Here is a 26,072-nt window from a genome sequence, read left to right as displayed (position 1 = left end):
GCCGTGGTTATTAATTCTAAAAATAGAAAATTAACCAACGAAAATACAAATATAAACAGATATACATTGCAGATAATAGAGTTTGATTAGGAATAAACATCATGAAAAAATTTGAAGACATTGCGTTATTGATTGCCCGTATTTTAATGCCGATTTTATTTATCAGCGCAGGCTACGGAAAAATTGGTGGTTACGAAGGTACACAACAATATATGCAAGCAATGGGCGTTCCCGGTTTCTTATTACCACTGACTATTCTATTAGAGTTAGGTGGTGGATTAGCCATCTTATTTGGTTTCTTAACTCGCACCACAGCAATTTTTACCGCGGTCTTTACTCTCTTAACCGCATTATTGTTCCACAGTAATTTTGCTGAAGGCATGAACCAATTAATGTTTATGAAAAATATGACCATTGCCGGCGGATATTTATTACTCGTTATCACAGGCCCAGGTAAATGGAGCTTAGATCGTATTCTCAATAAAAACTGGTAATAAAAAGTTTAGAAATAAAAAAGATCCCTTAGGGGATCTTAAACTCAATAAGGAACCCTATGTTTTAAGCATAGGGTTCTTTTTTAACGATATTAGTATAATTTTTCATTAACTTCTTTTCTGTTATCCCCACAATTACTCTGTGAGCGATTATCTCTAAACATAAAAATTATCTAATAACAAAACTATTTTTTATCATTCGCAAAGAGTTTAGGTATTTCACGTAGACACCACGATTTAGCTTCGCCCATGCTGTCTCTACGCCATGCCATAATAATATTATTTTCATGATGATATTCAGGGCCAACAACACGTAAGCGCCCTTCTTTGATGTCATCTTCAATTAAATCAATCGGCATTGTCGCGACACCTAAACCTGCAATTAATGCTCGGCGTTTATCTTCAATCGAACTGACCGTTAAACGGCGCTGTTTATCTAACAACAATACTGTCAATACAGGGCGTTCTCTTGCTGTATCTGCAATCGCAATGCCTCGATATTTCAAGCGAGTTTCTTCGGCTAATGGCTCAGGTTCGTTATGGATGGGATGATCTGGGCTGGCAACGTAAACGCTAGTGGTATTGTATAAAGGGCGGAAATTAATTTCTGATGAAGTACGAAAATGCATATCGGGCGAAATCACAATATCACATTTACCACTTTCTAAGCTTTCCCAAGCGCCCGCTAATACTTCAGTAACTAAGGAAAGTTGCGTATTTGATTTTTCAGCCAGTTTATCAACCAAAGGAAAGAGTCTAGATGCTGGAGTAAGCGCTTCACAAACAATAGTGATATGAGGCTCCCAACCCCTTGCTAAGGCTTCAGCGTCTGAGGTTAATTTGTCAGCAGCCTCAAGTAATATACGCCCTCTATCAAGTAGCATTCTACCGACATTAGTAAATTTTGTTCTATGGCCAGAACGGTCGAAAAGAACAACATCTAAATCTTCTTCTAATTTTTGCATGGTATAACTGAGCGCCGATGGAACTCGATTTAGTTCATCAGCAGCCGCTGCAAAACTCCCTCTACGATCAATGGCATCCATCACTCGTAAAGATTCCAACGTAATGGCTTTGTCTTTACTCATTATACTTATCTCTATCAAATAATTTGATTATAGGCACCAGATTAACTTGCTAACAATAGACAGTCCATACCTCTATGATAAATATATTGATAACCTACTCGAAAAATACCGCTATGATAAAATACAGAACAGCACAACAGTGTGGTAAAGCGGATTATGGTTGGCTACAAGCTCGCTACACATTTTCCTTTGGCCACTACTTTGACCCTCATTTTTTAGACTATGGCACGCTAAGAGTTCTCAACCAAGAGGTGCTTGCACCAAATTCTGAGTTTAAAGCAAAGACTTACCCTCATGTTGATGTCGTTAATCTTATTCTTCAAGGGGAAGCAACATACCTTGATAATATGGGACGTACTGTGACGGCAAAAGAAAATGAGTGCTTACTTATTTCACCGCATAATACTGATACATATATAGAGAAAAACAGTAGTCCTGATACGCCATTAACCCGTATTCAGTTGTGGTTAAATGCTTGTCCACAACAAGAAAGTTTAGCCTCACAAAAATTGGTATTAGATGAAAAATTAAAATATCAATTATTAGCTTCACCAACCGGTGATGATGGCTCGTTAATGTTAAGGCAAACCATTTGGCTTTATCATATTCATTTGCAAACAGGCGATGAAATCACACTGCCAATAAAAGGACAGAAAGGCTTTTTACAATCCATAAAAGGTGGTACCTATTTGCAAACGTCAACACAAGAGAATGGGCAAATCCAGTGTGGCGATGGAGCTTTTATTCAAGATAGCCACAGCATCACGTTAAAAAGCTCGGCTGAATTTCGTGGCTTGTTTATTGATATTATTTCGTGATAGTTGATTTAGATTGGCTTAAAAACAGAAAACCCTCGAAACACAATGTGAATCGAGGGTTTTTTATGAGGTGAGTTGACCGTTAAGCCGGGTTCTGTCGTGGACAACCATTCATCTAGGCCAGAACTTGCGCGCTGGCTCAAGCAACCTACCCGGGTTCAATGCGGGCCGCACCATAAGAACCCCTATTTGGTCTTGCTCCGGGTGGAGTTTACCATGCCACAAACTGTTACCAGTTGCGCGGTGCGCTCTTACCGCACCCTTTCACCCTTACCTGATCCTGTAAACAGGCCATCGGCGGTTTACTCTCTGCTGCACTTGTCGTAGGCTCGCGCCTCCCAGACGTTATCTGGCACCCTGCCCTGTGGAGCCCGGACTTTCCTCCCCTCTATCCGTCTCCCCCGAAGGGACAACGATAAAGCAGCGGTTGTCTAGTCAACTCAGGGTGCGGATTATAGGGATTTTGGGAGAAAATGTATAGCGAAAGAAGCTAAAAAATCACTTTACTCGTCTTGAGCTTCACCATTTTGCTCAATGACATGTTTATAGAGTGCATTTTTCTTCACACCATAAATCTCAGCAGTGACTGCCGCCGCTTTTTTCAGTGGTAGCTCTTTTTGTAAAATCGCGAGTGTTCGTAACACTTCTGGTGAAAAATTATCATCAACCGGTTTTTCATACCCTTCAACAATTAATACCATTTCACCTTTACGGCGGTTTTCATCTTCAAGCACCCATTTCAGTAATTCCCCTACAGGCATACCTTGAATAGTTTCCCACGTTTTTGTGAGTTCTCTCGCTAATACTACATAGCGATCTTCACCCCAAACTGTCACCATATCAGCTAAACTATCTAGCAATCGATGTGTTGATTCATAAAAAATCAATGTGCGAGGTTCTTCTAACAATTCACGTAGGCAATCTTGGCGGCTTTTTGTTTTGGCTGGTAAAAAACCTTCATAACAAAAACGATCAGAAGGAAGCCCTGCGGCAGAAAGTGCCGTAATAGCAGCACAAGCGCCAGGCAGTGGCACTACATCTATGCCATTTTTACGGCATTGATTGACTAAATGATAACCAGGATCGTTAATTAATGGTGTACCTGCATCAGAGACTAATGCGATACTTAGCCCCTGTTGTAATTTGCTAATTAATTGATCTGCTTTTTGCTGTTCATTATGATCATGTAACGCATACAAACGTGCGTTAATGGCAAAGTGCTGTAATAGAAGCCCTGTATGACGGGTATCTTCTGCAGCAATTAAATCGACATGAGACAGCACATCAAGTGCCCGCTGGGTGATATCGCCCAGATTACCAATAGGTGTGGGTACTATGTACAGTGTGGATGTCGTTACCGCTGCTCGATTAGGTTGATTCATTGTTTATTCCGAATGACCGATTTAAAATTGAGCATAATTATAAAACATCACTGGGTACAGTATGCTTTCCTCAATTTTTGTGCGTTTTAAAACAGGTTTATCCTATACTGCGATACTCTCTGCGCTGATTATGTCAGGTTGTACCCTGACGGGGCAACAAGAACAACCTCTCACTCCAGCTGCAAAAGCAGAAATGGAGATGAAACAATATCAAAAAGTAATTGATGATGCTCAAGGGCTAGCATCTTTAGATGTTATTAGAGCCTATATTGGGTTAGAAACATTAATTACTGATCCTCAACTGCGTCAAAAAAATATTGATGATACATGGCTCACACTAACCAAACTCACACCAGAGCAACGCCGTAGTGTGGTTATCAAAGCAGATGAAAATACGCTGCAAGGTTGGTTAGATTTACTCAATACCTATGAATACAACAAAGATGATGCTGATAAATTATCAACAGCAGTCAGAGAATGGCAGACTCGCTATCCTCGTAATCCAGCTGCATTAACACTTCCAGCTTCATTATTACGTCTTTCACAACCTTCTGTAAGTACGAATAGCCAAATCGCATTATTATTACCTTTAACAGGGCAAGCGAAAGTCTTTGGTGAAGCCATTCGTCAAGGCTTCCTTGATGCGCAAAGTGGCTTACCACAACCACAAGCGATGCCTGAATCTCAAACACCTAAAAACGATGATAGCCTAGCTTCAATTTTAGAAGAATTAGGCATTAGCAATACTGAAACTTCTGCAACAAATTCAGATACAACGAAAGAATCCACTGACAATAGTGAAACCAATCAAGTAAAAGAAGAAAAAGGAACGGATACTTTTTCAAGTAATATGAGCGTTCAGCTTGACCCTATTGCTCAAAACTCTCGCCAAGTGATTGTTTATGATACCAATAGTCAGCCTATTGATGTGTTACTGAAAAAAGCACAACAAGATGGTGCCAACTTAATTGTCGGTCCACTACTAAAACCTGAAGTCATGAAAACCATTGAGCTTCAAAGTGGCTTACCCGTATTAGCATTAAATGAGTTAGATACGATCCCTTCTGCAACTACTGTCTGTTTCTTCTCTCTTTCGCCAGAAGATGAAACTCGTAATGCGGCACAGCATTTGCGTCAGCAACAAAAAGCAAATCCATTAATTATTGTTCCAGATAATAAATTTGGTCAAAGAATGGCACAAACTTTTGCTGATGAATGGCAACGTACAGGTGGCGGTACTGTTTTACAACAAACCTTTAGTTCTGTTGAAAGCTTAAAAGCATCGATTAATCGCGGTGTCGGTATTCGCATGACAGGCACACCGGTTTTACCAACTGCTAATGCACCTTTACCATTAGAGACTCAATCTATTCCATCTGCGGGTGGTGCGATTGATTCGGTTTACATCATTGCGACTAGCGATGAATTAACCTTAATTAAGCCAATGATTGATATGGCGATCAGTACCCAAAAGCGTCCACCCATTTATGTTAGCTCACGCAGTAACCAAGGTGGAACTGGTCCTGATTTCCGTATGGAGATGGATGGCATTCAATTTAGTGATATTCCATTGATGACTGGCGCTAATTTGCCGTTAATGCAAAAAGCATCCAGTAAATTTGCGAACGATTACTCATTAATGCGTCTTTACGCGATGGGAATTGATGCATGGTCATTAGCAAACAATTACAATGATCTAACAAAAGGCACATTACATTTTAATGGTATTTCAGGTTCATTACATGTTGAAAACAACTGTACTGTTTATAGACAACTTCCTTGGATGCAATTTAAACAAGGTAAGATTGAACCTGTTACACAGTAATAAAAGTATTTAATTATCATTAAAATAAACCGCCATAAAGGCGGTTTATTTTATGAGTAAGAGAAAGAAGGAAATCATGGATGATTTTTTCTAAAAGTCCTTATTTTTTAGGACTATACTATGAGCAAAAAGCGCTAAAATATTTACGCCAACAAGGATTAATATTAATTGCGCGTAATGTCCGATATCCCTGTGGCGAAATTGATCTTATTATGCAAGAAAACAAGACATGGGTATTTGTTGAGGTTCGCTTTAGATATAACACCTCATTTGGTGATGCAATAAGCTCTATTACTACCTCAAAACGGCGTCGTTTATGGCGGACAGCAACGTGTTGGTTAGCACAACGCCAAGAAAGTATCGAGACTTCAGACTGTCGATTTGATGTTTGTGCATTTAATCAACGCCAGTTAATATGGTTAAAAAACATTCTCGATTATACGGAATTTATTCGTTAAATTAGATTATATAGGTCTTAACGTGCTTGATAGAATCAAAGTCTGCTTTACAGAGAGTATCCAAACTCAAATTGCAGCAGCAGAAGCATTACCAGATGCCATTTCCAGAGCCGCCATGATGATGGTTCAATCGTTATTAAACGGCCATAAAATATTAAGCTGTGGAAACGGTAGCTCAGCAGCAACAGCACAGCGATTTGCCGCAAGCATGATCCATCGTTTTGAAACAGAGCGCCCTAGCTTGCCCGCATTATCGTTAAACACAGATAGCGTTGTGATGACTGCAATTATGGGGAATCAGCAACACGATGAAATCTACGCTAAACAAGTGCGCGCATTAGGACAAGCTGGAGATGTACTGCTTGCTATTTCGACACACGGTAACAGTCGAAGCATTATTAAAGCCGTTGAAGCCGCTGTTACACGAGATATGACCATTGTTGCATTAACAGGTTATGATGGCGGAGAGCTTGCCGGATTATTAGGCCCTCAAGACGTTGAAATTCGTATTCCATCTCAACGTACCGTCAGAATACAGGAAGTTCAGATGCTAACAGTCAATTGTCTCTGCGATTTAATTGATAATACATTATTCCCACATCAGGATGACTAAGGAGTTACTATGAAATTGCTTCCTATCACTGCAGTGCTGTGTTCTGCACTTTTACTGCAAGGTTGTATCGGCGCAGCTGTTGTCGGCACTGCCGCAGTTGCGGGTAAAACTGCAACCGATCCTCGCTCATTAGGGCAACAAGTTGACGATGGTACCTTGGAAGCACGTGTTTCTGGTGCTCTAAACAAAAACGAACAGATCAAGAAAAGCAATTCACGTATTGTGGCTACCGCTTATCAAGGCAATATTCTGTTAACAGGTCAAAGCCCTGATATGTCTGTTGCCAATACGGCTAAACAAGTCGCAAGTAAGGTTGAAGGGGTGAATAACGTCTATAACGAAGTTCGCCAAGGCGAGCCTGTGACATTAGGCACTGCGTCTTCAGACACATGGTTAACAACCAAAGTTCGCTCTCAAATTTTAGGCAGTGATTCAGTCAAATCATCGTCAGTAAAAGTGATCACTGAAAATGGTGAAGTGTTCTTATTTGGTATTTTAACTCGCCAAGAAGGAGCGGCTGTTGCGAAAATAGCCAGTGAAACCAAAGGGGTTGTTAAAGTTACCACCGCATTTACTTACCTTAACTGATCACATTACTAATCTCGTTTTTGTATTATTCTGACAGTATCGGTCTTTGTGAATAATGACCGACACTGTCAGTTTCTTTCTCGACTAAAACTCGCCTTTACTCAACAAGCTGTTAGCGTCTTAACATCCCTTTATCGATGATAAAATCGATAATAGTTTCCAAGCCTACTTTTTCTTTTAAGTTGGTGAAAACATAAGGTTTCACAGGACGCATTCTAGCAGTATCAGCTTCCATCACTTCTAATGAGGCGCCAACATAAGGTGCTAAATCGATCTTGTTGATCACCAGCAGATCAGAATGAGTAATACCAGGGCCTCCTTTACGTGGAATTTTTTCCCCTTCGGCCACATCAATCACGTAAATGGTTAAATCAGCAAGCTCTGGACTAAATGTCGCACTTAAGTTATCACCGCCACTTTCCACAAAAACGATATCAAGATTTTTGTGGCGCATTGCTAACTCTTCAACCGCAGCAAGGTTCATTGAGGCATCTTCACGGATAGCAGTATGAGGACAACCTCCTGTTTCGACACCAATAATACGGTCGGCATCTAATGCTTCAGCACGCGTTAAGATCTTGGCATCTTCTTGGGTATAAATATCGTTAGTTACAACCGCGATTTCATAAGTGTCGCGCATTGCTTTACAAAGAACTTCTAACAGTGCTGTTTTTCCTGATCCAACAGGGCCACCAACACCAATACGTAGTGGTTGATTATATTCTTGCATATAGATTTCTCATGAACGAAAAAGTCGAGTGTATTGTGTTTCATGACGACTACTGGCAATGATTTGCGCGGGTGTAAAGCTCCCAATATCTTCAGTGGGCCAATATGCAGACTGCTCAACAATCTCAGGGATCTGTTCTGTTAATGTAAACAGTATTTTCTGCCCCGCACTTTGCCCTAATGGGATCAATTTCACGCCTGACATCACCGTGTTTTCAAGCCACCCCCAAGCGTAAGCACAACATAACTTTTCAACGGAAATATTCCATTTCACAGCCGCTAACGCAAATGCCATCAGTTGTGTCTGTTTTACACAGGCTTGTAAGGTTTCATCTAACTCAATATCTAATTGAGGAAGTAAACGAGCGAAAGCAATACCGCGTTGGCGCTCTTCTTGCCGTAATTCTTTAGTTTCACGACTTGCGATAATAAAATCACACCAATACTTCACTTCACTCATTTTGGCTTGTGCTAAATTTTCTTGTAATCGCCGTAAGATAGGGAGCTCTAACGTCGCTAAAGTACCTGTCATTTGAGTACTTAACCAAGCCGTTAACGTTTGAGGACAACAAACCCAACCTTTTTCAATTGCCCATTCTAACCCTTGAGAATAAGTAAACGATCCCACCGGTAAAGAAGGACTGACTAATTGATATAAGCGTAGATCTGCAAGCATCAATAGGCTCCCTTATTCAAATAATTAGTGATGATGATGGTGATCGTCATGAGCGTGATGATGATGTCCACCAGACGATCCACCATAAGCACCCGGCTCAGGTTGATATTTTTCCAACCCCACAACCACATTGGCGCCCAAGCCTCTCGCCATATCATCTAAAACATGATCGTGAAAATAACGACACCAACCCGCTTCAATTTGTAATGGAACATGACGATTGCCTAAGTGGTAACAAACTCGAGCCAATAGCAGCGGATCGTCACTATACACGGTTGAAACTTGCTCTTTTGCGGCTTCAATTGTGACTAGCGTATTATCTTCTGACAGTAAAATATCGCCCTCTTTTAGCACCGTACCACGGGGTAAAAATAACCCTGCTTCTTGCCCATCACTTAATGTCACTTTTAAACGACTTTTGGTTCTTTCATCCATCGTTAAGCACAGAATAAGAGGCGGTTGTTCAGGTGTTGCTATTTCAACTGCTTTTTGTTGATCAATAAGTTGAGTAAATCTTTTCATTCTCTATATTCTCAATAAATCTGCATCAAAAGAGGAAATAGCGTTGTGCCATCGGTAATTGTGTTGCGGGTTCACACACTAATGGCACACCATCTGCTTTCACAATATAGGTTTGTGGATCTAGCTCAATATGTGGCACATAGCTATTGTGGATCATCGATGCTTTTGTCACGCTACGACAACCTTGGACACGGCCAATCAAGCTCTTCAAGCCCAGCTTTTCTGGCACACCGGCTTCAATGCCCGCTTTTGACATAAAGATCATTGACGTTTGGTATTTCGCTTTACCTAAACACGCATACATTGGGCGATAATGCACAGGCTGAGGCGTTGGAATAGCCGCATTAATATCCCCCATTGGGGCATAAGCCACCATGCCACCTTTCATGATCAATGCGGGTTTCACACCAAAGAAAGCAGGATCCCATAAAACCAGATCAGCCAACTTCCCTTTTTCAATAGACCCCACTTCATGTGCAATACCATGCGCTAAAGCAGGATTGATAGTGTATTTCGCCACATAGCGTTTAATGCGACAGTTATCACTTTCAGCAGTGTCACCTTCTAATATGCCGCGTTGTAATTTCATTTTGTGCGCACATTGCCAAGTACGAAGAATAACTTCACCTACGCGCCCCATTGCCTGTGAGTCTGACGACATAACAGAAATAGCACCCATATCATGTAAGATATCTTCCGTAGCAATAGTTTCGCGACGAATACGAGATTCAGCAAAGGCCACATCTTCAGGAATAGAAGGATCAAGGTGATGGCAAACCATTAACATGTCGAGATGTTCATCTACCGTGTTAATGGTATAAGGCATTGTTGGATTTGTTGAAGCAGGTAAAATATTCGGCTCACCGACTGATTTAATTACATCGGGTGCGTGCCCACCACCCGCCCCTTCTGTGTGGAAAACGTGGATCACACGGCCCGCTATCGCTTTTACAGTTTCTTCATAAAAACCACCTTCATTTAAGGTGTCAGAATGAATAGCAACTTGCACATCCATTTCATCGGCAACATTAAGGCAGTTATGAATTGCCATCGGCGTTGCACCCCAATCTTCATGAATTTTTAGACCAATAGCACCCGCCTCAATTTGCTCGCGAACCGCTTCTGGTTGACTGACACAACCTTTGCCGAATAACCCCACATTAATAGGCAATTCATCAACGGCTTCTAACATGCGGTGCATGTTCCAAATACCTGGCGTTACTGTCGTTGCATTCGTTCCAGCCACAGGCCCTGTACCACCACCAATAAATGTGGTGACACCAGAGACTAAACCTTCTTGTGCTTGTTGAGGGCAGATAAAGTGAATATGTGTATCAACGCCACCAGCGGTAACTATTTTACCTTCGCCCGCAACCACTTCTGTGGCCGGCCCTACAACAATATCCACATTAGGTTGTACATCCGGATTACCCGCTTTACCAATCCCCACAATACGACCATCTTTAATACCGATATCGGCTTTTACGATCCCCCAATGGTCTAAAATAATGGCGTTAGTGATAAGTACATCGACACATTCAGCATTAACGACTTGGCTCTGCCCCATACCATCGCGAATAACTTTACCACCACCAAACTTGACCTCTTCGCCATAAGTGGTGAAGTCTTTTTCAATTTCAAGAAAGAGCTCAGTATCAGCTAATCGCAGACGATCACCTGTTGTTGGCCCGAACATATCTGCATAAGCTTGACGTGAGATAGTTTTCATTTTTTCTCACTCTCCAATTTACCCATCACTTTGCCGTGAAAACCATAAATTTCACGTTTTCCTGCAAAAGCCACTAATTCAACGGTACGGCTTTGACCGGGTTCAAAACGAACCGCCATACCTGCTGGAATATTTAAACGAAAACCCAATGTACCTTCTCGCTCAAATCTCAGCGCATCATTTACTTCATAGAAATGATAATGAGAACCCACCTGCACGGGTCTATCACCGTGATTAGCAACTTGTATTGTTTTTGTCTCTCGGCCAGCATTAAGCTCAATATCGCCTAACGTTTGGTTAACTCTAATTTCACCGGGTATCATGTTGTTACCTACACAATAGGATCATGGATAGAAACAAGTTTTGTACCATCAGGGAATGTACATTCCACTTGAATGTCTTTTATCATTTCTGGTACACCTTCCATGACTTGTTCTGCTGCCAAAACTGAGCGTCCTTCACTCATTAATTGGGCAACCGTTTTACCTTCTCTCGCCCCTTCCATAATGGCGCAACTGATAAGTGCAACCGCTTCAGGATAATTAAGCTTGAGCCCTTTCGCTAAACGTCTTTCAGCAACAAGGCCCGCTGTAAAAAGCAGTAATTTATCTTTTTCTCTTGGTGTTAATTCCATTTCTGCTCCTAAAATTAACGATTATGTCGCCCATATACGAGGCGGCTCAGGGCAATACCCTAACCAGTGTTGTCTGACGGTTTGCCAAACTTGAACAAAACACGCCATCATCGGCTCTGTTTGAGAGCCTAATAACCGTAAAACTAAAATACCGTCTATATCTGTTAAGCCATATTCAATGGCATGATCGTAAGAAGCTGAGAAAGCCTCGATACTTTGTTGAATACTGTTTTTTAATTCGTCCGTTGCGGGATAAATATAAAGCGACCCCAACATGGGAAATTCACGCATTGCGGCCGATCTTTTTTGTAAACCATCAACAAAAAGCGATTCTGTTAATGTCAGCTTTTCATCAATATAGAAATTAAAACGTCCTTTAACACTGCCATTTTCGAACCATTCATTTAAAACAGGGCGGCCAAAGCATTGGATTTCCCAGCCAATAAATCTCGACGTAGTTGCAATATGAATATGCGTTTCTAGGCGAACTTGGGCTTCAGGAAAAAAGATATTCTCCTGAGGAAGCCACTCTAAAAAACCATTCGGTGCGACCTTTAATGTTTGAATCTGATGAGCCACCCCACCAGCACTACGGTAAAACTTAGTCGCCCCAGGTGTTGTGAGCAATGCGTGCGCTTGGGATTGCACATCAATATTAATCAATAGGTTATCGCCACCAACCACACCGCCTGGGGGATGAAGTAAATAAGTGTGTGCAATACCTTGCTCAGGATAAAAAGGACGCTGAACCATTAATGGGCCGATATGACGCTTTTCTGTAAGACGCGTGACTCCGCGTTTCACTTCATAGCGTAAAGCGATTTCAGCAAGCCAACCCTTCCCTGAAAAGTCAGACATACTCACTCCTGCCAACTCGGCAAAATTATCAATAAATCAGGAAAATGTGTGAATAATACAGCGCTATCCATAAGATTGAGTCATTCAAAAACAAATAGAAAATAAGCTAATGAATGTTGGATAGGGTGTGGATAAAAGACAAACAGTGATATCCTAAGAACAGAATAATCGCCTTTGTCTGTGACGCGCGATTCTACACCTTATTAAGAAAAATGCGTTTTGAATAAATAACAATTTATTTAGAAAAAATAACACTGTTTAAAATAAATGTAAAAAATGAACAAATATCTATATTGTCTTGTTTTATCAACAAGATTATATTCTGTTTCACTCTTATTCTGCTTTGCATGACAACACTAATTTAAACTAGAATAATCTTTCTATTTATTATTCTAGACGTGGCTTATCAGTTTATACAACTAATGAGCTAATTTTGAGTATTGTTCATTTAAGCAAGATGAATGCTTAACTTGCCTACGGTATATCGAAGATCATGGAATACAAACACATCCTGTCCTCTAACCAAATGTCTTTAAAAACGTTTTACATCGAAAACCCGATGATAGCGATGGTTAGTGGCGCAAAAGGTACGATTTGCATCAATGGGCAATCTATTGATGTATCTAGTCATTTAACGCTTATTATTCCGAAATACAGTCAAGTGTCTTGCGATATAGTGAATCAATTTACGCATAAATCGATTGAACTACACACTCTTGTATTATGTGAAACAGAACTTCAATCTGTTTTCTCTTTACTAAAACCTTTAATAAAATCTAGCTCACCACTGACAAGCCATCTTCCTGCTTACCATTTATCGACGCCTGAAGTGATAAAAAGTAATTTTGGAATTTTAAAACAATGCTTACCACTACCACATGGCTCTCCATCTCAAGAAACCATGTTTATGCAGCAATGTTTATTTTTTATTTTGATGGCGGTATATCAAGAAGGTATCGATATTTTAAATATCTTCCGATTTAACTATGATGAGCCTAAAAATCAGGCAATTACGCATTTAATTACGCAAGATCCGCAAAAAAAATGGCATTTAGAAGATGTCGCTAAAACGCTTTTCACAACGCCATCAACGTTACGCCGACATTTAAGTAAAGAAGGCGTTTCATTCTGCCAGTTATTACTCGATGTCAGAATGGGGATTGCATTAAATTACCTCACGTTTTCTAATTACACTGTTTTTCAAATAAGTCATCGCTGTGGTTTTGGCAGTAATGCCTATTTTTGCGATGCTTTTAAGCGCAAATACGGCATGACACCTTCACAATTTCGCGTGCAGTCTCGCCAATCTAACGATCCTTCTGCAATAACGAAACTATCAGAAAAGATTGCTGAACCTAATAGAAAAATATTTCAAACCTTATAGAGTTATGACAAATTATTTTTCTTTAAAAAACTAATTCCACCCATTAGTCGCATCTGATTTAAGATCCACTGTTGTCGTTTTAGGGTGTAAGCAGAAGGTTTATTTACATGATAAATATGCGGATTAGGTAATACTGCGGCTAATAATGCAGCTTCATAACTTGTAAGTTGTTTTGCGGGCTTTCTAAAATAGTGTTGAGAAGCCTGCTCTACGCCAAAGATCCCATCACCAAACTCAACAATATTTAGATATACCGTTAAAATACGTTTTTTTGACCAAATAAGCTCGACAACTGGCGTCATTCCGGTCTCGAGACCTTTTCTAATCCAACTACGACCATCCCATAAAAAAAGATTTTTGACCGTTTGCTGAGAAATAGTCGATGCTCCACGTAATGTTTTACCATTGTTATAATTTTTTTTGAAAACTTTCTCAATAGCATCAAAATCAAATCCCCAATGTTTGGGGAAATTTTGATCTTCAGATGCAATAACGGCTAAATACATCACAGGAGCTATCTCTTTCTCACTGACCCAAGTGGAATGTGATACATAAGAAAAATCAAACTCACTCCAAGCAGAAATTTGTCTTTGAGCCATAACAGCAGAAAAAGGCACAGGTAAAAAAGAAAACAGCACAACTGTTAACAACCATAAAGCAATTAAAATAATTAATAGTTTCTTTAACTTTCTCACCAGTACCATCTGCTGTTTTTACCTACTCTTTATGCCATCTCAAGGACTTTCTTAACCAGTTTCTCAATCCCCACCTGTGCTTGTGCTATAGATTGTGCAAGCATATACGCAGGCGTAGTGACAACACGATATTTTTCATCAACAACGATATCATCAACAGGACAATCTATATGGACACCCCCCATCTTTTCAATTGTACGAGCAGTCTCCACGTCATTTCCAATTGTTAATTTCACTGGAGAATTTAACATTTTTGGTAACATTACAGGCGCAATACACATTAGCCCTAATGGTTTATTTTGCTGATGTATCGCTTGTACAAATCTTAAGAGATCTTTGTTAATTTCACAGTCACTTCCTTTTGTTGCGAAATTACACAAATTCTTAGCAGCACCAAAACCACCAGGAATAATAACAGCATCAAAGTTTTCAGCCTTTGCCTCTGATAAAGGGGATATTTTACCACGAGAAATACGAGAAGATTCTTCCATCATATTCCTTTTTTCTGATTTTTCTTCACCTGTAATATGATTAATTACAGTTGGTTGTAATTCATTAGGTGAAAAATAATGAACTTCAGCATTATTTTGGCTCAAAGCAAGCATTGTGAGCACTGATTCATGGATTTCACTCCCATCGAATACACCACAACCACTTAAAATTACCGCAATTGATTTCATATCTTTCTCCGTTTGTAGTAGATTACTAGTTACCCATTTATAGGTGTAAACACCAATCGGCATCACATATTTAAATGTTTCTTGTAACAAAAAAACTTATCTTTGCTATTTTGTTGCATGTATGATGTATGGAATAGTTTCATCCTATTCGCCTATGTAATGAGAATCAAAAAAAGCGGATAGAAAAGTTTCCCTGGTGTTGGCGCAGTATTCGCGCACCCCAACCTTCGGTTGGGGTTATTTTTTTCTAGCCCCTGCTAACCAGTTTCTTAAACTTTCCACATCCTTTCTCCAATCCTTTCCTAGCTCATCTACCCACTCTTGCACATTGTCCCACCAAGCAGGTAATTCCGGTGATTGGATCTGTTTAGCGAGTTGCTGTAAATGTTTTAAACCAATAGAACCTGCTGCACCTTTGATTTTATGTCCTTCCTCAGTGATGCCTTTCTGATCGCGCGCGGTCAGATTAGATTCAAGAACTGACATATAACTTGGCATCATCTTTTCAAAAACATCTAGACCATCAGTGATTAATTGAGGTCCTACGAGTTCGATGTACTGATTCAGCATGTCTATATCTAATAATTCTTCATTTTTATTCAACAATTCCGATGACTCATTACATGGCATAGAAACCGCACCATCTCCCCAGAATTTATTGATAATCGCGGTAAGTGCATCCACAGAAAGTGGTTTGCTTAGCACATCATTCATTCCCGCATCCAAATACTCTTTTTTGTCTTTCAAAACATTTGCTGTTAAAGCGATAAGAGGAGGAAGTTCATTGCTGTCGAATTCTTGACGTAATTTTCTTGAAATATCGAACCCTGTCATATCAGGTAATTGAATGTCTAATAGCACTAAGTCATATTCATCAGGCTTAAACATCGATAACGCTTCTTGCCCTGTCATTGCTACATCAACGGTATTACCCAGTTTTTCTAAAACAGAACAGGCCACGATCACGTTAAGTTCAATATCTTCAACAAGCAGAATATTTAAAGCAGGTAATAAGAGCTCATCATCACTATCGATATTGTGATGTTCTTCAATAGCAGGAGCGACGATAGAGAGGGTAAAGGTAGACCCCTCACCTAACTCACTCTCAACACGAATATCACCGCCCATATGCTGTGCTAGGCGTTTTGAGACAGCAAGTCCGATACCCGTTCCCGTTGCAGAACGACCACCTTGACTATCATTGACTTGATAGTACATGGCAAAGATCTTCTCAAGCTCACTTTTAGGAATACCAATCCCGCTATCTTTCACTTCAAAGAACAACTTATCTGGCGCTTCTTGCCAAATACGCACTTTGATTTCACCTTCTTGAGTAAACTTCACCGCGTTACCAATGAGATTCCATAAAATCTGACGTAATCGAGTCCCATCAGAAGTTATCTTATGCGGTAGCGTTTCTTCTGCTTCAAGCGTAAATTTCAATCCTTTTGGCTGTACTAACAGTCCAGACAGATTTTCTAAATCAGAAATAAATTCAGTGAAGTCAATTGGCTGGTTATCTAACTGAATTTTTCTACGCTCAATTTTATCCATCTCAATCACGTCATTAAAAATATTACCCAACGTAATCGCACTCACATGGATAGTTTTTAAGTAATTGAGTTGTTCTGGTGAAAGTTCGGTATCCAATAAGATACGGCTTAATCCAACAATACCATTTAGCGGTGTACGCAATTCATGGCTGATGGTTGAGATAAAGGTGGTTTTATCACGACTCGCATTCTCTAACGCGTCTTGATAGCGCTTACGCTCTGTAATGTCACGTCCAAAACCCATTAAGCCATGACGCTTACCAATACGGTCATAAAACGGCACTTTACGTAATTCAAAACAGGCTTTTCGCCCATCAGGGTAAACCAGCCACTGCTCATAGGTAAGTGAGACATTGTGACGAAAAACTTTCTCATCGGTTTCCATCACTTTTATCGCAATATCTTCGTCATACACATCAAGCGGTGTTAAACCAATAAGCTGCTTCTCACTTTTACCTGTCAGTAATTCTGTTGCGCGGTTACATCCTGAAAATTCATTATCTTCATTACGGTAATAAACTAAATCAGGAGAAGCATCTAGAAATGAGCGTAAAAGTGAGGATTGTTGTTCAAGCTCGATTTGCGTCAATTCACGACGCTTCATTTCACTTTTTAGTTTTTCTAGTAGTTCAAGGTGCGCTTTTTCAACTTTTTCACGCTCTTGAATTTCCAAGTTTAATTGCTCAATATTCTCTTTTAATTGAGAGTTAAGCTCTAAGTCTCGCTGGCGCATTACGCCTAGTTTATCCACCATACGAGATAAACGACGTCGTGATTCTTCCAGTTGTTCAACGACAACCGAAAGAAAATAGACAGCCCAAGGCGTAATAATCAGTCCAAAGAAAATAGAGCGAACAAGGTCAATACTGGTAACATCACCGGCAAGCAAGAATGTCACCGCCATTTGAACAACCATCGCTAAAACAACTAATGCAGAAGCTAACAACAATGAGAAGCGAATTAGCCCCAGCCTCATCATTAAGTCAACGTAGTATTGGGCAAGCCCTTTGAGCAATTTCATTGAAAACTCCAATATATTGAATCTATGGAATGATAACCCAAAAATGAATTGGCGCAGTGGCGAACATTCAGAAATCTTGCTACGAACCGTTATTTCTCATTACTTTGTTTGATTTAATCCTCTATTTTCTCTCAACAAGCCTATCTAGGACATGTACATTCATAAGGATAATACAAAACCAAGTAACATAATCGATAGCTATACCCTCGATAAGTAGACCTTATTATAAAAAATGCAATTTGTCTTTTTTTATACAAAATGTATAAAAACAATAAAATTCCAAATTTAATACATTCGTCAGAATAACTCACTACTCGTTTTTATCATTAAAGGATGAGATAAAGCTAAATAGCTCAAATAAAGTGATATAGCTCACATTAAAAAATCGTTCCCACACCATTTTAAAATAGAATAATTTACCTATTAATCAATATGTTAGAATAAAACACTCCTTACCTATTTTATCTCAGTCAAATCTTTCTACACATTGACCTGATTTTTATTTATCGATAAGTTTAAAAGGCATAGCAGAGCAATATAAAAAACACACCAAGCTAGGCAAACACAATATCACCCAACTGAACACCCATAAATTTACCTACATACTTTGAGCCAAAACGTTCCTTTTGCGCTCTTTTTTTGAGGTGCCCAGTAAACCAAGTAGGAAGCAAAAATGCTCTATCAAAAGACACAGGAAAAAGACAATTGTGGATTTGGGTTGATCGCGCATATTGAAGGACAAGCCAGCCATAAGATTGTCAGAAATGCCATACATGGTCTCGCCAGAATGCAACATCGTGGCGCTATTCTTTCTGATGGCAAAACCGGTGATGGTTGCGGATTACTCTTACAAAAACCAGAGCGTTTTTTCCAATTAGTTGCACAAGAAAAAGGCTGGCGTTTAGCAAAAAATTACGCCGTAGGCATGCTATTTTTAAGCCAAGATCCTAATATTGCCAAACAGTGCCGTCTCATCGTCGAAGAAGAGCTACAACGTGAAACGCTTTCCATTGTTGGCTGGCGCAAAGTTCCTATTAACACTGAGATTTTAGGCAGTATTGCTCTTTCTTCTCTTCCTTTAATTGAACAAGTTTTTATTAACGCACCTGCAGGCTGGCGGATAAGTGATATTGAGAGACGACTTTTTGTTGCTCGTAGACGCATTGAAAAACGCATTACTGACAGCGATTTTTATATTTGCAGTCTTTCTAATTTGGTGACGGTTTATAAAGGCCTCTGTATGGCCATCGATCTACCTCGTTTTTTTACCGATCTTGCTGATCTACGCATGGAATCTTCAATTTGTTTATTCCACCAGCGTTTCTCAACGAATACCACTCCCAAATGGCCACTTGCTCAACCTTTTCGTTATTTAGCGCATAACGGTGAAATTAATACCATCACAGGCAATCGCCAATGGGCGAGAGCGCGTGCCTATAAATTCCATACGCCACTTATTCCTGATCTACAAAGTGCATCCCCTTTTGTGAATGAGAGTGGCTCAGATTCAAGTTCACTCGACAATATGCTAGAGCTTTTTCTCAATGGTGGTATGGATATTGTTCGTGCTATGCGTTTACTCGTTCCTCCTGCATGGCAAAATAATCCACAAATGGATGATGATTTACGGGCATTTTTTGATTTTAACTCAATGCATATGGAGCCTTGGGATGGCCCTGCGGGCATTGTATTATCAGATGGTCGTTATGCTGCATGTACGCTAGATAGAAACGGTTTACGTCCTGCTCGTTACGTTATTACCACAGATAACATCATCACTTGTGCTTCTGAAATTGGTATTTGGGATTATCAGCCTGATGAAGTGCGAGAAAAAGGACGAGTCGGTCCCGGTGAACTGATGGTCATTGATACTCATCAAGGACGCATTTTGCACTCAGCCGAAACTGATGAGGATTTAAAAAGACGCCATCCTTATAAATTGTGGCTAGAACGCAATGTCAAACGCTTAACGCCATTTGAAGAGTTACCAGAACAACAAGCCACAGGGCAACGCGCCTTTGATGACACTTTATTAGCCACTTATCAAAAACAATTTGCCTATAGCCAAGAAGAGCTTGAAAGCATTTTGCATGTGCTTGCAGAGAACGGGCAAGAAGCCACAGGTTCAATGGGCGATGACACCCCATTTGCTGTACTTTCTCAACGCCCTCGCCTGATTTATGACTATTTCAGACAGAAATTTGCGCAAGTCACAAATCCTCCGATAGATTCATTAAGAGAAGCCCATGTCATGTCTTTAGCGACCTGCATTGGACGCGAGATGAATGTGTTTTGCGAAGCGGAAGGTCAAGCACATCGGCTGAGTTTTAAATCACCTATTTTGCTTTATAGCGATTTCCAACAGCTTATTAATCAAGAAAATCCTTATTACCAATCCGTTCATCTTGATATCACGTATCAACCCACAGAAGACAACCTAGAAACAGCATTACGCCAATTATGCGTAACAGCACAACAGGAAGTTCATCGTGGTGCAGTATTACTCGTTTTATCAGATAGAAATATCACTAAAGAGCGACTACCTATTCCTGCGCCTATGGCCGTGGGCGCTGTACAAAAAGCGTTGGTCGATAATAACTTACGCTGTGATGCTAATATTATTGTTGAAACGGCCAGCGCTCGTGATCCCCACCATTTCGCCGTATTACTCGGATTTGGTGCTACGGCTATTTATCCTTATCTTGCCTATGAATCTTTAGCGCAACGTGTTGATAAAAAAATCCTGCAAGCAAGCTATGCTCAAGTGATGCTGAATTACCGCAACGGCATAAATAAAGGATTGTATAAGATCATGTCCAAAATGGGCATTTCAACCGTTGCCTCTTACCGTTGCTCTCAGCTTTTTGAGGCGGTCGGATTAAACGATAACGTTGTTAACCTCTGTTTTGCTGGTGTTGATAATCGGATTAATGGCGCTGACTTTAGTGATTTTGAACAGGATTTATTTAATCTATCAAAACGAGCCTGGTTAACTCGTTATCCTTTAGAAGCAGGTGGATTATTAAAATATGCACATAAAGGTGAATACCATGCCTATAATCCTGATGTCGTTCAAGCATTACAGAAAGCTGTAAATAGTGGGGAATATACCGACTATCAGCACTATGCAAACCTTGTGCAACAACGCCCAATTACAACATTGCGCGATATGTTAGTGCTTAATAACAAGACAACAGCCATCTCAATTGAAGAAGTCGAACCTGAAACCGAATTATTTAAACGCTTTGATACTGCGGCGATATCAATTGGCGCATTAAGCCGAGAAGCTCATGAAGCGCTGGCGCAAGCAATGAATACTTTAGGAGGATTTTCAAATTCAGGTGAAGGAGGCGAAGATCCAGCTCGTTACAGTACTAATAAAGTTTCACGTATTAAACAGATCGCCTCTGGTCGATTTGGCGTGACCCCCTCTTATTTAATGAGTGCTGATGTTTTACAAATCAAAGTCGCACAAGGCGCAAAACCCGGTGAAGGCGGACAACTTCCCGGAGATAAAGTGACACCTTATATTGCACAACTACGTTATGCCGTACCCGGTGTGACCTTAATATCGCCGCCACCTCATCACGACATCTACTCCATTGAAGATTTAGCACAACTTATTTTCGACTTAAAACAGATCAATCCAACTGCTCTGATTTCTGTGAAATTGGTTTCAGAGCCCGGTGTAGGCACCATTGCGACTGGTGTTGCCAAAGCTTATGCAGATTTGATCACCATCGCAGGTTATGACGGAGGTACAGGTGCAAGCCCTTTAACTTCCGTAAAATATGCAGGTAGCCCGTGGGAACTTGGCTTAGTTGAAACTCAACAAGCGTTAGTGGCAAACGACCTACGCCATAAAATTCGTTTACAAGTCGATGGTGGATTAAAAACAGGTCTAGATATTATTAAAGCGGCTATTTTAGGTGCAGAGAGTTTTGGATTTGGTACTGGGCCAATGGTGGCACTAGGCTGTAAATATTTGCGTATTTGTCATTTAAATAATTGTGCAATGGGTGTAGCAACCCAAGATGAAACGCTCCGCCGTAACCATTATCACGGATTACCAGAACGCGTTATTAACTACTTCCGTTTTATTGCGCAAGAAACTCGTGAGTTAATGGCATTACTTGGCGTGAGAAAAATTACCGATTTAATCGGTCGAACCGACCTGCTTTCATGCCTAGAAGGCGTTAGCAGTAAACAACAAAAACTCTCTTTAGGTGGATTGTTAGAAACCGCAACGTCACCATCAGGTTATGCACTTTATTGTCAGGAAAACAATAATACTTATGATAAGGGCGAATTAAACCAACGCATTGTTACTCAAACCCTTCAAGCCGTTGAGCAGCAAAAAAGCCAAACCTATTATTTTGATATTCGTAATACTGACCGTTCTGTTGGCGCAACGTTATCTGGCATTATTGCTAAAAAATATGGCGAAAGTGGTTTATCTGCCACCCCGATTAAACTTCATTTTACAGGAACAGCCGGCCAAAGTTTTGGTGTCTGGAATGCTCAGGGCGTTGAATTAACCTTAGTGGGTGATGCTAATGATTATGTTGGTAAAGGCATGGCAGGAGGTCGTATTGTTATTTCCCCGCCTATTGGCTCCGCCTTTAAAAATCACCACGCCACGATTATGGGTAATACCTGCCTTTATGGTGCAACTGGCGGAAAACTCTATGCCTCTGGCTTGGCTGGAGAGCGTTTTGCTGTGAGAAACTCCGGCGCGATAGCTGTAGTTGAAGGTGTTGGCGATAACGGCTGTGAATATATGACTGGCGGTATTGTCTGCGTTCTGGGTAAAACAGGTATTAACTTTGGTGCGGGAATGACGGGTGGATTTGCCTATCTGTTAGATGAAGATTCAACATTATCACAACGGATCAATGCCTCATCTATTGAGTTGCTTCCTGTTGCATCCTTTGCCATTCTCGCTGAACATCTACGTGGCATGATTGCAGAGCATGTAAGATTAACAAGCTCACAGCAAGGTGAAATGTTACTTTCACAGTGGGAATATTGGTCACAACACTTTAAATTAGTTAAGCCCAAATCCAGTGATGTCAATGCGTTACTCGGTCACCCTCGTCGTTCATCCGCTGAATTACGCGTTCAGGCACAATAGGAGAATATTATGAGTCAGAATGTGTATCAGTTTATCGACTTAAATCGTATTGAGCCGACCAAAAAACCATTAGCAATTCGTAAGATTGAGTTTGTTGAAATCTATGAGGCTTTTTCACCACAGCAAGCCTCTGCGCAAGCTGATCGCTGTTTAGGCTGTGGTAATCCATATTGTGAATGGAAATGCCCTGTTCATAATTACATCCCTAACTGGCTAAAGCTTGCAAATGAAGGGCGCATTATTGAAGCTGCTGAGCTTTCTCATCAAACCAACAGTTTGCCTGAAATTTGTGGTCGTGTTTGCCCTCAAGATAGACTTTGTGAAGGAGCCTGTACACTTAATGATGATTTTGGTGCCGTCACAATTGGCAATCTTGAACGTTACATCAATGACACCGCTTTAGCACAAGGATGGCGCCCTGATCTTTCTCACGTCACAATGACCGATAAAAAGGTCGCGATTATCGGCGCAGGCCCTGCGGGCCTTGCCTGTGCAGATGTTCTTATTCGACAAGGTGTAAAACCCGTTGTTTATGATAAGCATCCAGAAATTGGAGGATTACTTACGTTTGGGATCCCCTCTTTTAAACTCGAAAAATCACTGATGATCCGACGTCGCGAATTATTCAGTGAAATGGGTATTGAGTTCTGCCTTAATACGGAAATAGGCAAAGATATCGCCCTTAATACCCTAATCGCACAATATGACGCTGTATTTCTAGGATTGGGCACTTATCACAGTTTGAGCGGGCATTTTCCTAATGAAAATGCTCATGGTGTTTATAGCGCACTACCTTATTTAATTGGTAATACTCGTTATTTAATGGGATATAACGAAGATCCTCAAACACCTTATATTGACCTTAAAGATAAAAATGTTGTGATATTAGGAGGTGGTGATACGGCAATGGACTGTGTGCGTACAGCAATTCGGCAAGGTGCAAATAAAGTGACTTGTGTTTATCGTCGTGATGAAAGCAATATGCCGGGTTCAAAACGCGAAGTAAAAAATGCTAAAGAAGAAGGTGGAGAATTTTTATTTAATCTTCAACCTATAGATATTGAAGTCGATAATCAAAATAAAGTGGTCGGTATTCGTGTTATTAAAACTCAAAGCGATAAAACATTAACACCGATTGAAGGAAGTGAGCACCTGTTATCTGCCGATGCGGTTATTCTGGCATTTGGCTTTAAACCTGCACATTATCCATGGTTAGATGAAAATAATATTGAATATGCATCTTCAGGCAGAATTATTATTTTAGATAATAAAGAAATACCAAATCAAACAACAAACCCTAAAGTGTTTGCTGGAGGTGATATTGTACGAGGCTCTGATCTTGTGGTAACCGCAATAGCAGAAGGAAGAGAGGCTGCCGAAGGCATATTGCGATATTTATCATGTTAAACATTTTTTGTTTTCGCTATTTAAAATAACAATCTCTCCTGTTTATTATCCCATTTAATTTAAGTGGGATAATTTTTCAATACTATCGGTAAAATTAATAAATAGTATTTAAGGATAATACAAATATCAGACAAAAATCATTCTCATTAGCATTTAATATAATGTATAGAATAATATTTTGATAAAAATCGATATTCTTTTTTGTATCAAAATAACACTCCGGATCTATATTAAATATAATTTATTTTCGTATTTTTTACTTTATCTCTTTTTGCTTAACCTTTCCGTCATCTTTTAATAGTCATTGCTTTACAGCATTTGTTAATAACATCACAGTCTAAAAAAATAGATTTTATTTCAGCTATTAAATTTGATAACAATCAAATATTGTCAACCAACCAACTTCATAATGGAGTCACCTAATAACTTTACAGAAAAATATAATTTATTGATGTTAGGTTCGTTTTCATAAAATTGTCATAATTAACTAGGGGATCACTATGGTGATGCAACTTATCGCAGTAGCCGTTATTATCGTAACTGTCTATTTGCTAATAAAAAAATATGAAACCCGAATGGTGCTAATTGGTGCCGGCTTATTACTCTGTATTTTAAGTCTGAGCCCATTAGATGCGTTTACCGCATTTAGCGAGCGCATGGTTTCTTCATCATTAATTCAAGCAATCTGTTCGAGTATGGGTTTTGCTTATGTTATGAAATACACCAAATGTGATATGCATCTGGTGCACGTATTATCAAAAGTAATGACTCGTCTTGGCTTCTTCCTTATTCCAGCTACCGTTGTCGTAACGTATTTTATTAATATCGCGATCCCATCAGCAGCAGGTTGCGCAGCAGCGGTTGGTGCGACACTCATTCCATTATTAATCGCAGCTCGTATTCACCCAGCTATCGCTGGTGGTGCAGTATTATGTGGTACTATCGGCTCAATGCTAAGCCCAGGTATGTCACATAACGCCTTCGTTGCAAACATGGCAAATATGGAAGTGGTTGATTTAATCGCTCGCCATAGCCCATACAGCTTAATGGCGGGTGGTATTGCTGCCGTTTCGCTCGCTGTTGTTGCTCTAGTGAAAAAAGAGTTCAAAATGGCTTCTGTTGCTGGTGATGCATCATCTTCATCGGCACAAGCAACACCAGAAGCTGTTCGCCCTAACTACTTATATGCAACAGCACCTTTTGTCCCATTAATCCTGTTAATTCTGCCATTCTTCGAGTCTTTCAGTACATTTAAACTGTCTGTACCCGCGGCAATGTTAATCGGTTCTATCTATGCGCTGTTCATCACGTTAACTAACCCAGCTCAAATTACGAAAGAGTTCTTTAAAGGTATGGGTAATGCTTATGGTGATGTATTGGGTATCATCATTGCAGCTGCCGTATTCGCAGCAGGTCTGAAAGCATCTGGTTTAATCGACGCGTTCATCAACTTCTTAACGCATTCTCCTGAATTTGCTCGCTGGGGTGGTACTTTAGGGCCATTCTTAATGGGTATTATTACTGGTTCTGGTGACGCGGCAGCATTCGCATTCAACGAAACAGTCACACCACATGCTGCACAATTTGGTTATGAAATTCCTGATATGGGTATGGCTGCTGCATTATCTGGCGCATTAGGTCGTACTATGTCACCACTAGCCGGCGCCGCGATTGTTTGTGCTGGCCTTGCAAATATTAACCCTATGGAAATCGCAAAACGTACTGCACCAGGTATGATTATTGGCGTCATCGCTGTTGCGTTATTCATGTTATAAGTGGAGAAA

22 protein-coding genes and 1 other RNA gene are annotated in these 26,072 nt (G+C 40.2%); 10 read left to right on the top strand and 13 right to left on the bottom strand.

Translation table 11 applies throughout. The annotated features are described in order from the left end of the window. Positions 1–101 precede the first annotated feature (101 nt). Complete coding sequence (locus GWI59_RS15535) at positions 102–494, top strand: DoxX family protein (RefSeq protein WP_072063747.1); 393 nt, start codon at positions 102–104, stop codon at positions 492–494. A gap of 185 nt (positions 495–679) precedes the next feature. Here GWI59_RS15535 and GWI59_RS15530 read toward each other — a convergent pair whose 3' ends face one another. Beyond that, a complete protein-coding gene (locus GWI59_RS15530; RefSeq protein WP_006535295.1) occupies positions 680–1,582 on the bottom strand; it encodes a LysR family transcriptional regulator in 903 nt (300 codons plus the stop codon). 113 nt (positions 1,583–1,695) lie between these two features. On the opposite strand from GWI59_RS15530, the gene GWI59_RS15525 reads away from it, so the two are divergent. Further along, positions 1,696–2,400, top strand: a complete 705-nt coding sequence (locus tag GWI59_RS15525) for a pirin family protein (RefSeq protein ID WP_115065074.1) — start codon at positions 1,696–1,698, stop codon at positions 2,398–2,400. A 67-nt stretch (positions 2,401–2,467) separates the two neighbouring features. On the opposite strand, the gene rnpB is transcribed toward GWI59_RS15525, so the two are convergent. Both rnpB and rsmI read right to left on the bottom strand, forming a co-directional pair. Further along, an RNA gene (gene rnpB, locus GWI59_RS15520) (RNase P RNA component class A) lies at positions 2,468–2,843 on the bottom strand. Positions 2,844–2,903: 60 nt separating this feature from the next. After that, entirely contained in the window at positions 2,904–3,782 is an 879-nt protein-coding gene (gene rsmI / locus GWI59_RS15515; protein WP_006535297.1) for a 16S rRNA (cytidine(1402)-2'-O)-methyltransferase, read from the bottom strand. 61 nt (positions 3,783–3,843) lie between these two features. On the opposite strand from rsmI, the gene GWI59_RS15510 reads away from it, so the two are divergent. The 4 genes from GWI59_RS15510 (at position 3,844) to dolP (ending at position 7,266) form a co-directional block, all read left to right on the top strand. Beyond that, positions 3,844–5,607, top strand: a complete 1,764-nt coding sequence (locus GWI59_RS15510) for a penicillin-binding protein activator (protein ID WP_109848413.1) — start codon at positions 3,844–3,846, stop codon at positions 5,605–5,607. 80 nt (positions 5,608–5,687) lie between these two features. Next, positions 5,688–6,065: a YraN family protein gene (locus GWI59_RS15505; RefSeq protein WP_109848412.1), complete on the top strand. Its 378-nt coding sequence runs from the start codon at positions 5,688–5,690 to the stop codon at positions 6,063–6,065. 22 nt (positions 6,066–6,087) lie between these two features. Beyond that, positions 6,088–6,678 (top strand): DnaA initiator-associating protein DiaA, encoded by a 591-nt coding sequence (gene diaA / locus GWI59_RS15500; protein ID WP_004245257.1) that lies wholly within the window; start codon positions 6,088–6,090, stop codon positions 6,676–6,678. 9 nt (positions 6,679–6,687) lie between these two features. Next, positions 6,688–7,266, top strand: a complete 579-nt coding sequence (gene dolP / locus GWI59_RS15495) for a division/outer membrane stress-associated lipid-binding lipoprotein (protein WP_036933029.1) — start codon at positions 6,688–6,690, stop codon at positions 7,264–7,266. Between the two features lie 112 nt (positions 7,267–7,378). On the opposite strand, the gene ureG is transcribed toward dolP, so the two are convergent. The 7 genes from ureG to GWI59_RS15460 are packed head-to-tail and all read right to left on the bottom strand — an operon-like array spanning position 7,379 to position 12,414. Next, entirely contained in the window at positions 7,379–7,996 is a 618-nt protein-coding gene (gene ureG, locus GWI59_RS15490) for an urease accessory protein UreG (RefSeq protein WP_006535303.1), read from the bottom strand. A 9-nt stretch (positions 7,997–8,005) separates the two neighbouring features. Continuing rightward, the gene (locus tag GWI59_RS15485) at positions 8,006–8,671 is read right to left on the bottom strand and encodes an urease accessory protein UreF (RefSeq protein WP_006535304.1); all 666 of its coding nucleotides are present in this window, start codon (positions 8,669–8,671) and stop codon (positions 8,006–8,008) included. Positions 8,672–8,695: 24 nt separating this feature from the next. Next, positions 8,696–9,193 (bottom strand): urease accessory protein UreE, encoded by a 498-nt coding sequence (gene ureE / locus GWI59_RS15480; RefSeq protein WP_006535305.1) that lies wholly within the window; start codon positions 9,191–9,193, stop codon positions 8,696–8,698. A 25-nt stretch (positions 9,194–9,218) separates the two neighbouring features. After that, positions 9,219–10,922 (bottom strand): urease subunit alpha, encoded by a 1,704-nt coding sequence (gene ureC, locus GWI59_RS15475; protein ID WP_161725063.1) that lies wholly within the window; start codon positions 10,920–10,922, stop codon positions 9,219–9,221. After that, positions 10,919–11,245 carry an urease subunit beta gene (locus GWI59_RS15470; RefSeq protein WP_006535307.1) on the bottom strand — a complete coding sequence of 109 codons (327 nt, stop codon included), beginning with the start codon at positions 11,243–11,245 and terminating at the stop codon, positions 10,919–10,921. The genes ureC and GWI59_RS15470 overlap by 4 nt, the downstream gene beginning before the upstream one ends. Positions 11,246–11,253: 8 nt before the next feature. After that, entirely contained in the window at positions 11,254–11,556 is a 303-nt protein-coding gene (locus GWI59_RS15465) for an urease subunit gamma (RefSeq protein ID WP_006535308.1), read from the bottom strand. A 21-nt stretch (positions 11,557–11,577) separates the two neighbouring features. Next, positions 11,578–12,414: an urease accessory protein UreD gene (locus GWI59_RS15460; RefSeq protein ID WP_006535309.1), complete on the bottom strand. Its 837-nt coding sequence runs from the start codon at positions 12,412–12,414 to the stop codon at positions 11,578–11,580. Positions 12,415–12,907: 493 nt separating this feature from the next. On the opposite strand from GWI59_RS15460, the gene GWI59_RS15455 reads away from it, so the two are divergent. Then, positions 12,908–13,798, top strand: a complete 891-nt coding sequence (locus GWI59_RS15455; protein ID WP_072063753.1) for an AraC family transcriptional regulator — start codon at positions 12,908–12,910, stop codon at positions 13,796–13,798. Between the two features lie 2 nt (positions 13,799–13,800). Here GWI59_RS15455 and mtgA read toward each other — a convergent pair whose 3' ends face one another. From mtgA to arcB, 3 genes are all read right to left on the bottom strand, one after another. After that, on the bottom strand, positions 13,801–14,502 hold the full coding sequence (mtgA, locus tag GWI59_RS15450) for a monofunctional biosynthetic peptidoglycan transglycosylase (RefSeq protein ID WP_072063754.1): 702 nt from the start codon (positions 14,500–14,502) through the stop codon (positions 13,801–13,803). A gap of 20 nt (positions 14,503–14,522) precedes the next feature. Continuing rightward, positions 14,523–15,173: an isoprenoid biosynthesis glyoxalase ElbB gene (elbB, locus tag GWI59_RS15445; RefSeq protein WP_109399352.1), complete on the bottom strand. Its 651-nt coding sequence runs from the start codon at positions 15,171–15,173 to the stop codon at positions 14,523–14,525. Positions 15,174–15,410: 237 nt separating this feature from the next. Beyond that, complete coding sequence (arcB, locus tag GWI59_RS15440; protein WP_072063756.1) at positions 15,411–17,747, bottom strand: aerobic respiration two-component sensor histidine kinase ArcB; 2,337 nt, start codon at positions 17,745–17,747, stop codon at positions 15,411–15,413. A 673-nt stretch (positions 17,748–18,420) separates the two neighbouring features. Between arcB and gltB the strand changes: the two genes are divergently transcribed. The 3 genes from gltB to dcuC all read left to right on the top strand — a co-directional run bounded on the left by gltB (position 18,421) and on the right by dcuC (position 26,063). After that, on the top strand, positions 18,421–22,881 hold the full coding sequence (gene gltB / locus GWI59_RS15435; RefSeq protein WP_161725061.1) for a glutamate synthase large subunit: 4,461 nt from the start codon (positions 18,421–18,423) through the stop codon (positions 22,879–22,881). A 9-nt stretch (positions 22,882–22,890) separates the two neighbouring features. Further along, a complete protein-coding gene (locus GWI59_RS15430) occupies positions 22,891–24,288 on the top strand; it encodes an FAD-dependent oxidoreductase (RefSeq protein WP_006535320.1) in 1,398 nt (465 codons plus the stop codon). A gap of 500 nt (positions 24,289–24,788) precedes the next feature. Next, the gene (gene dcuC, locus GWI59_RS15425) at positions 24,789–26,063 is read left to right on the top strand and encodes a C4-dicarboxylate transporter DcuC (protein ID WP_006535321.1); all 1,275 of its coding nucleotides are present in this window, start codon (positions 24,789–24,791) and stop codon (positions 26,061–26,063) included. Positions 26,064–26,072 lie beyond the last annotated feature (9 nt).

Origin of the sequence: Proteus sp. G2673, from assembly GCF_009915125.1 — a bacterium.
GTDB classification, from domain to species: domain Bacteria; phylum Pseudomonadota; class Gammaproteobacteria; order Enterobacterales; family Enterobacteriaceae; genus Proteus; species Proteus penneri.
The sequence above is the reverse complement of the archived record's forward strand: the minus strand, read 5'-3'. Positions and strand labels throughout refer to the sequence as shown.

What these genes read in the sequence shown, in the direction of transcription:
- GWI59_RS15535 (WP_072063747.1), top strand. Translation starts at nt 102, where the DNA reads ATGAAAAAATTTGAAGACATTGCGTTATTGATTGCCCGTATTTTAATG.
- GWI59_RS15530 (WP_006535295.1), bottom strand. Translation starts at nt 1,582, where the DNA reads ATGAGTAAAGACAAAGCCATTACGTTGGAATCTTTACGAGTGATGGAT.
- GWI59_RS15525 (WP_115065074.1), top strand. Translation starts at nt 1,696, where the DNA reads ATGATAAAATACAGAACAGCACAACAGTGTGGTAAAGCGGATTATGGT.
- rsmI (WP_006535297.1), bottom strand. Translation starts at nt 3,782, where the DNA reads ATGAATCAACCTAATCGAGCAGCGGTAACGACATCCACACTGTACATA.
- GWI59_RS15510 (WP_109848413.1), top strand. Translation starts at nt 3,844, where the DNA reads ATGCTTTCCTCAATTTTTGTGCGTTTTAAAACAGGTTTATCCTATACT.
- GWI59_RS15505 (WP_109848412.1), top strand. Translation starts at nt 5,688, where the DNA reads ATGATTTTTTCTAAAAGTCCTTATTTTTTAGGACTATACTATGAGCAA.
- dolP (WP_036933029.1), top strand. Translation starts at nt 6,688, where the DNA reads ATGAAATTGCTTCCTATCACTGCAGTGCTGTGTTCTGCACTTTTACTG.
- ureG (WP_006535303.1), bottom strand. Translation starts at nt 7,996, where the DNA reads ATGCAAGAATATAATCAACCACTACGTATTGGTGTTGGTGGCCCTGTT.
- GWI59_RS15485 (WP_006535304.1), bottom strand. Translation starts at nt 8,671, where the DNA reads ATGCTTGCAGATCTACGCTTATATCAATTAGTCAGTCCTTCTTTACCG.
- ureE (WP_006535305.1), bottom strand. Translation starts at nt 9,193, where the DNA reads ATGAAAAGATTTACTCAACTTATTGATCAACAAAAAGCAGTTGAAATA.
- ureC (WP_161725063.1), bottom strand. Translation starts at nt 10,922, where the DNA reads ATGAAAACTATCTCACGTCAAGCTTATGCAGATATGTTCGGGCCAACA.
- GWI59_RS15470 (WP_006535307.1), bottom strand. Translation starts at nt 11,245, where the DNA reads ATGATACCCGGTGAAATTAGAGTTAACCAAACGTTAGGCGATATTGAG.
- GWI59_RS15465 (WP_006535308.1), bottom strand. Translation starts at nt 11,556, where the DNA reads ATGGAATTAACACCAAGAGAAAAAGATAAATTACTGCTTTTTACAGCG.
- GWI59_RS15460 (WP_006535309.1), bottom strand. Translation starts at nt 12,414, where the DNA reads ATGTCTGACTTTTCAGGGAAGGGTTGGCTTGCTGAAATCGCTTTACGC.
- GWI59_RS15455 (WP_072063753.1), top strand. Translation starts at nt 12,908, where the DNA reads ATGGAATACAAACACATCCTGTCCTCTAACCAAATGTCTTTAAAAACG.
- mtgA (WP_072063754.1), bottom strand. Translation starts at nt 14,502, where the DNA reads ATGGTACTGGTGAGAAAGTTAAAGAAACTATTAATTATTTTAATTGCT.
- elbB (WP_109399352.1), bottom strand. Translation starts at nt 15,173, where the DNA reads ATGAAATCAATTGCGGTAATTTTAAGTGGTTGTGGTGTATTCGATGGG.
- arcB (WP_072063756.1), bottom strand. Translation starts at nt 17,747, where the DNA reads ATGAAATTGCTCAAAGGGCTTGCCCAATACTACGTTGACTTAATGATG.
- gltB (WP_161725061.1), top strand. Translation starts at nt 18,421, where the DNA reads ATGCTCTATCAAAAGACACAGGAAAAAGACAATTGTGGATTTGGGTTG.
- GWI59_RS15430 (WP_006535320.1), top strand. Translation starts at nt 22,891, where the DNA reads ATGAGTCAGAATGTGTATCAGTTTATCGACTTAAATCGTATTGAGCCG.
- dcuC (WP_006535321.1), top strand. Translation starts at nt 24,789, where the DNA reads ATGGTGATGCAACTTATCGCAGTAGCCGTTATTATCGTAACTGTCTAT.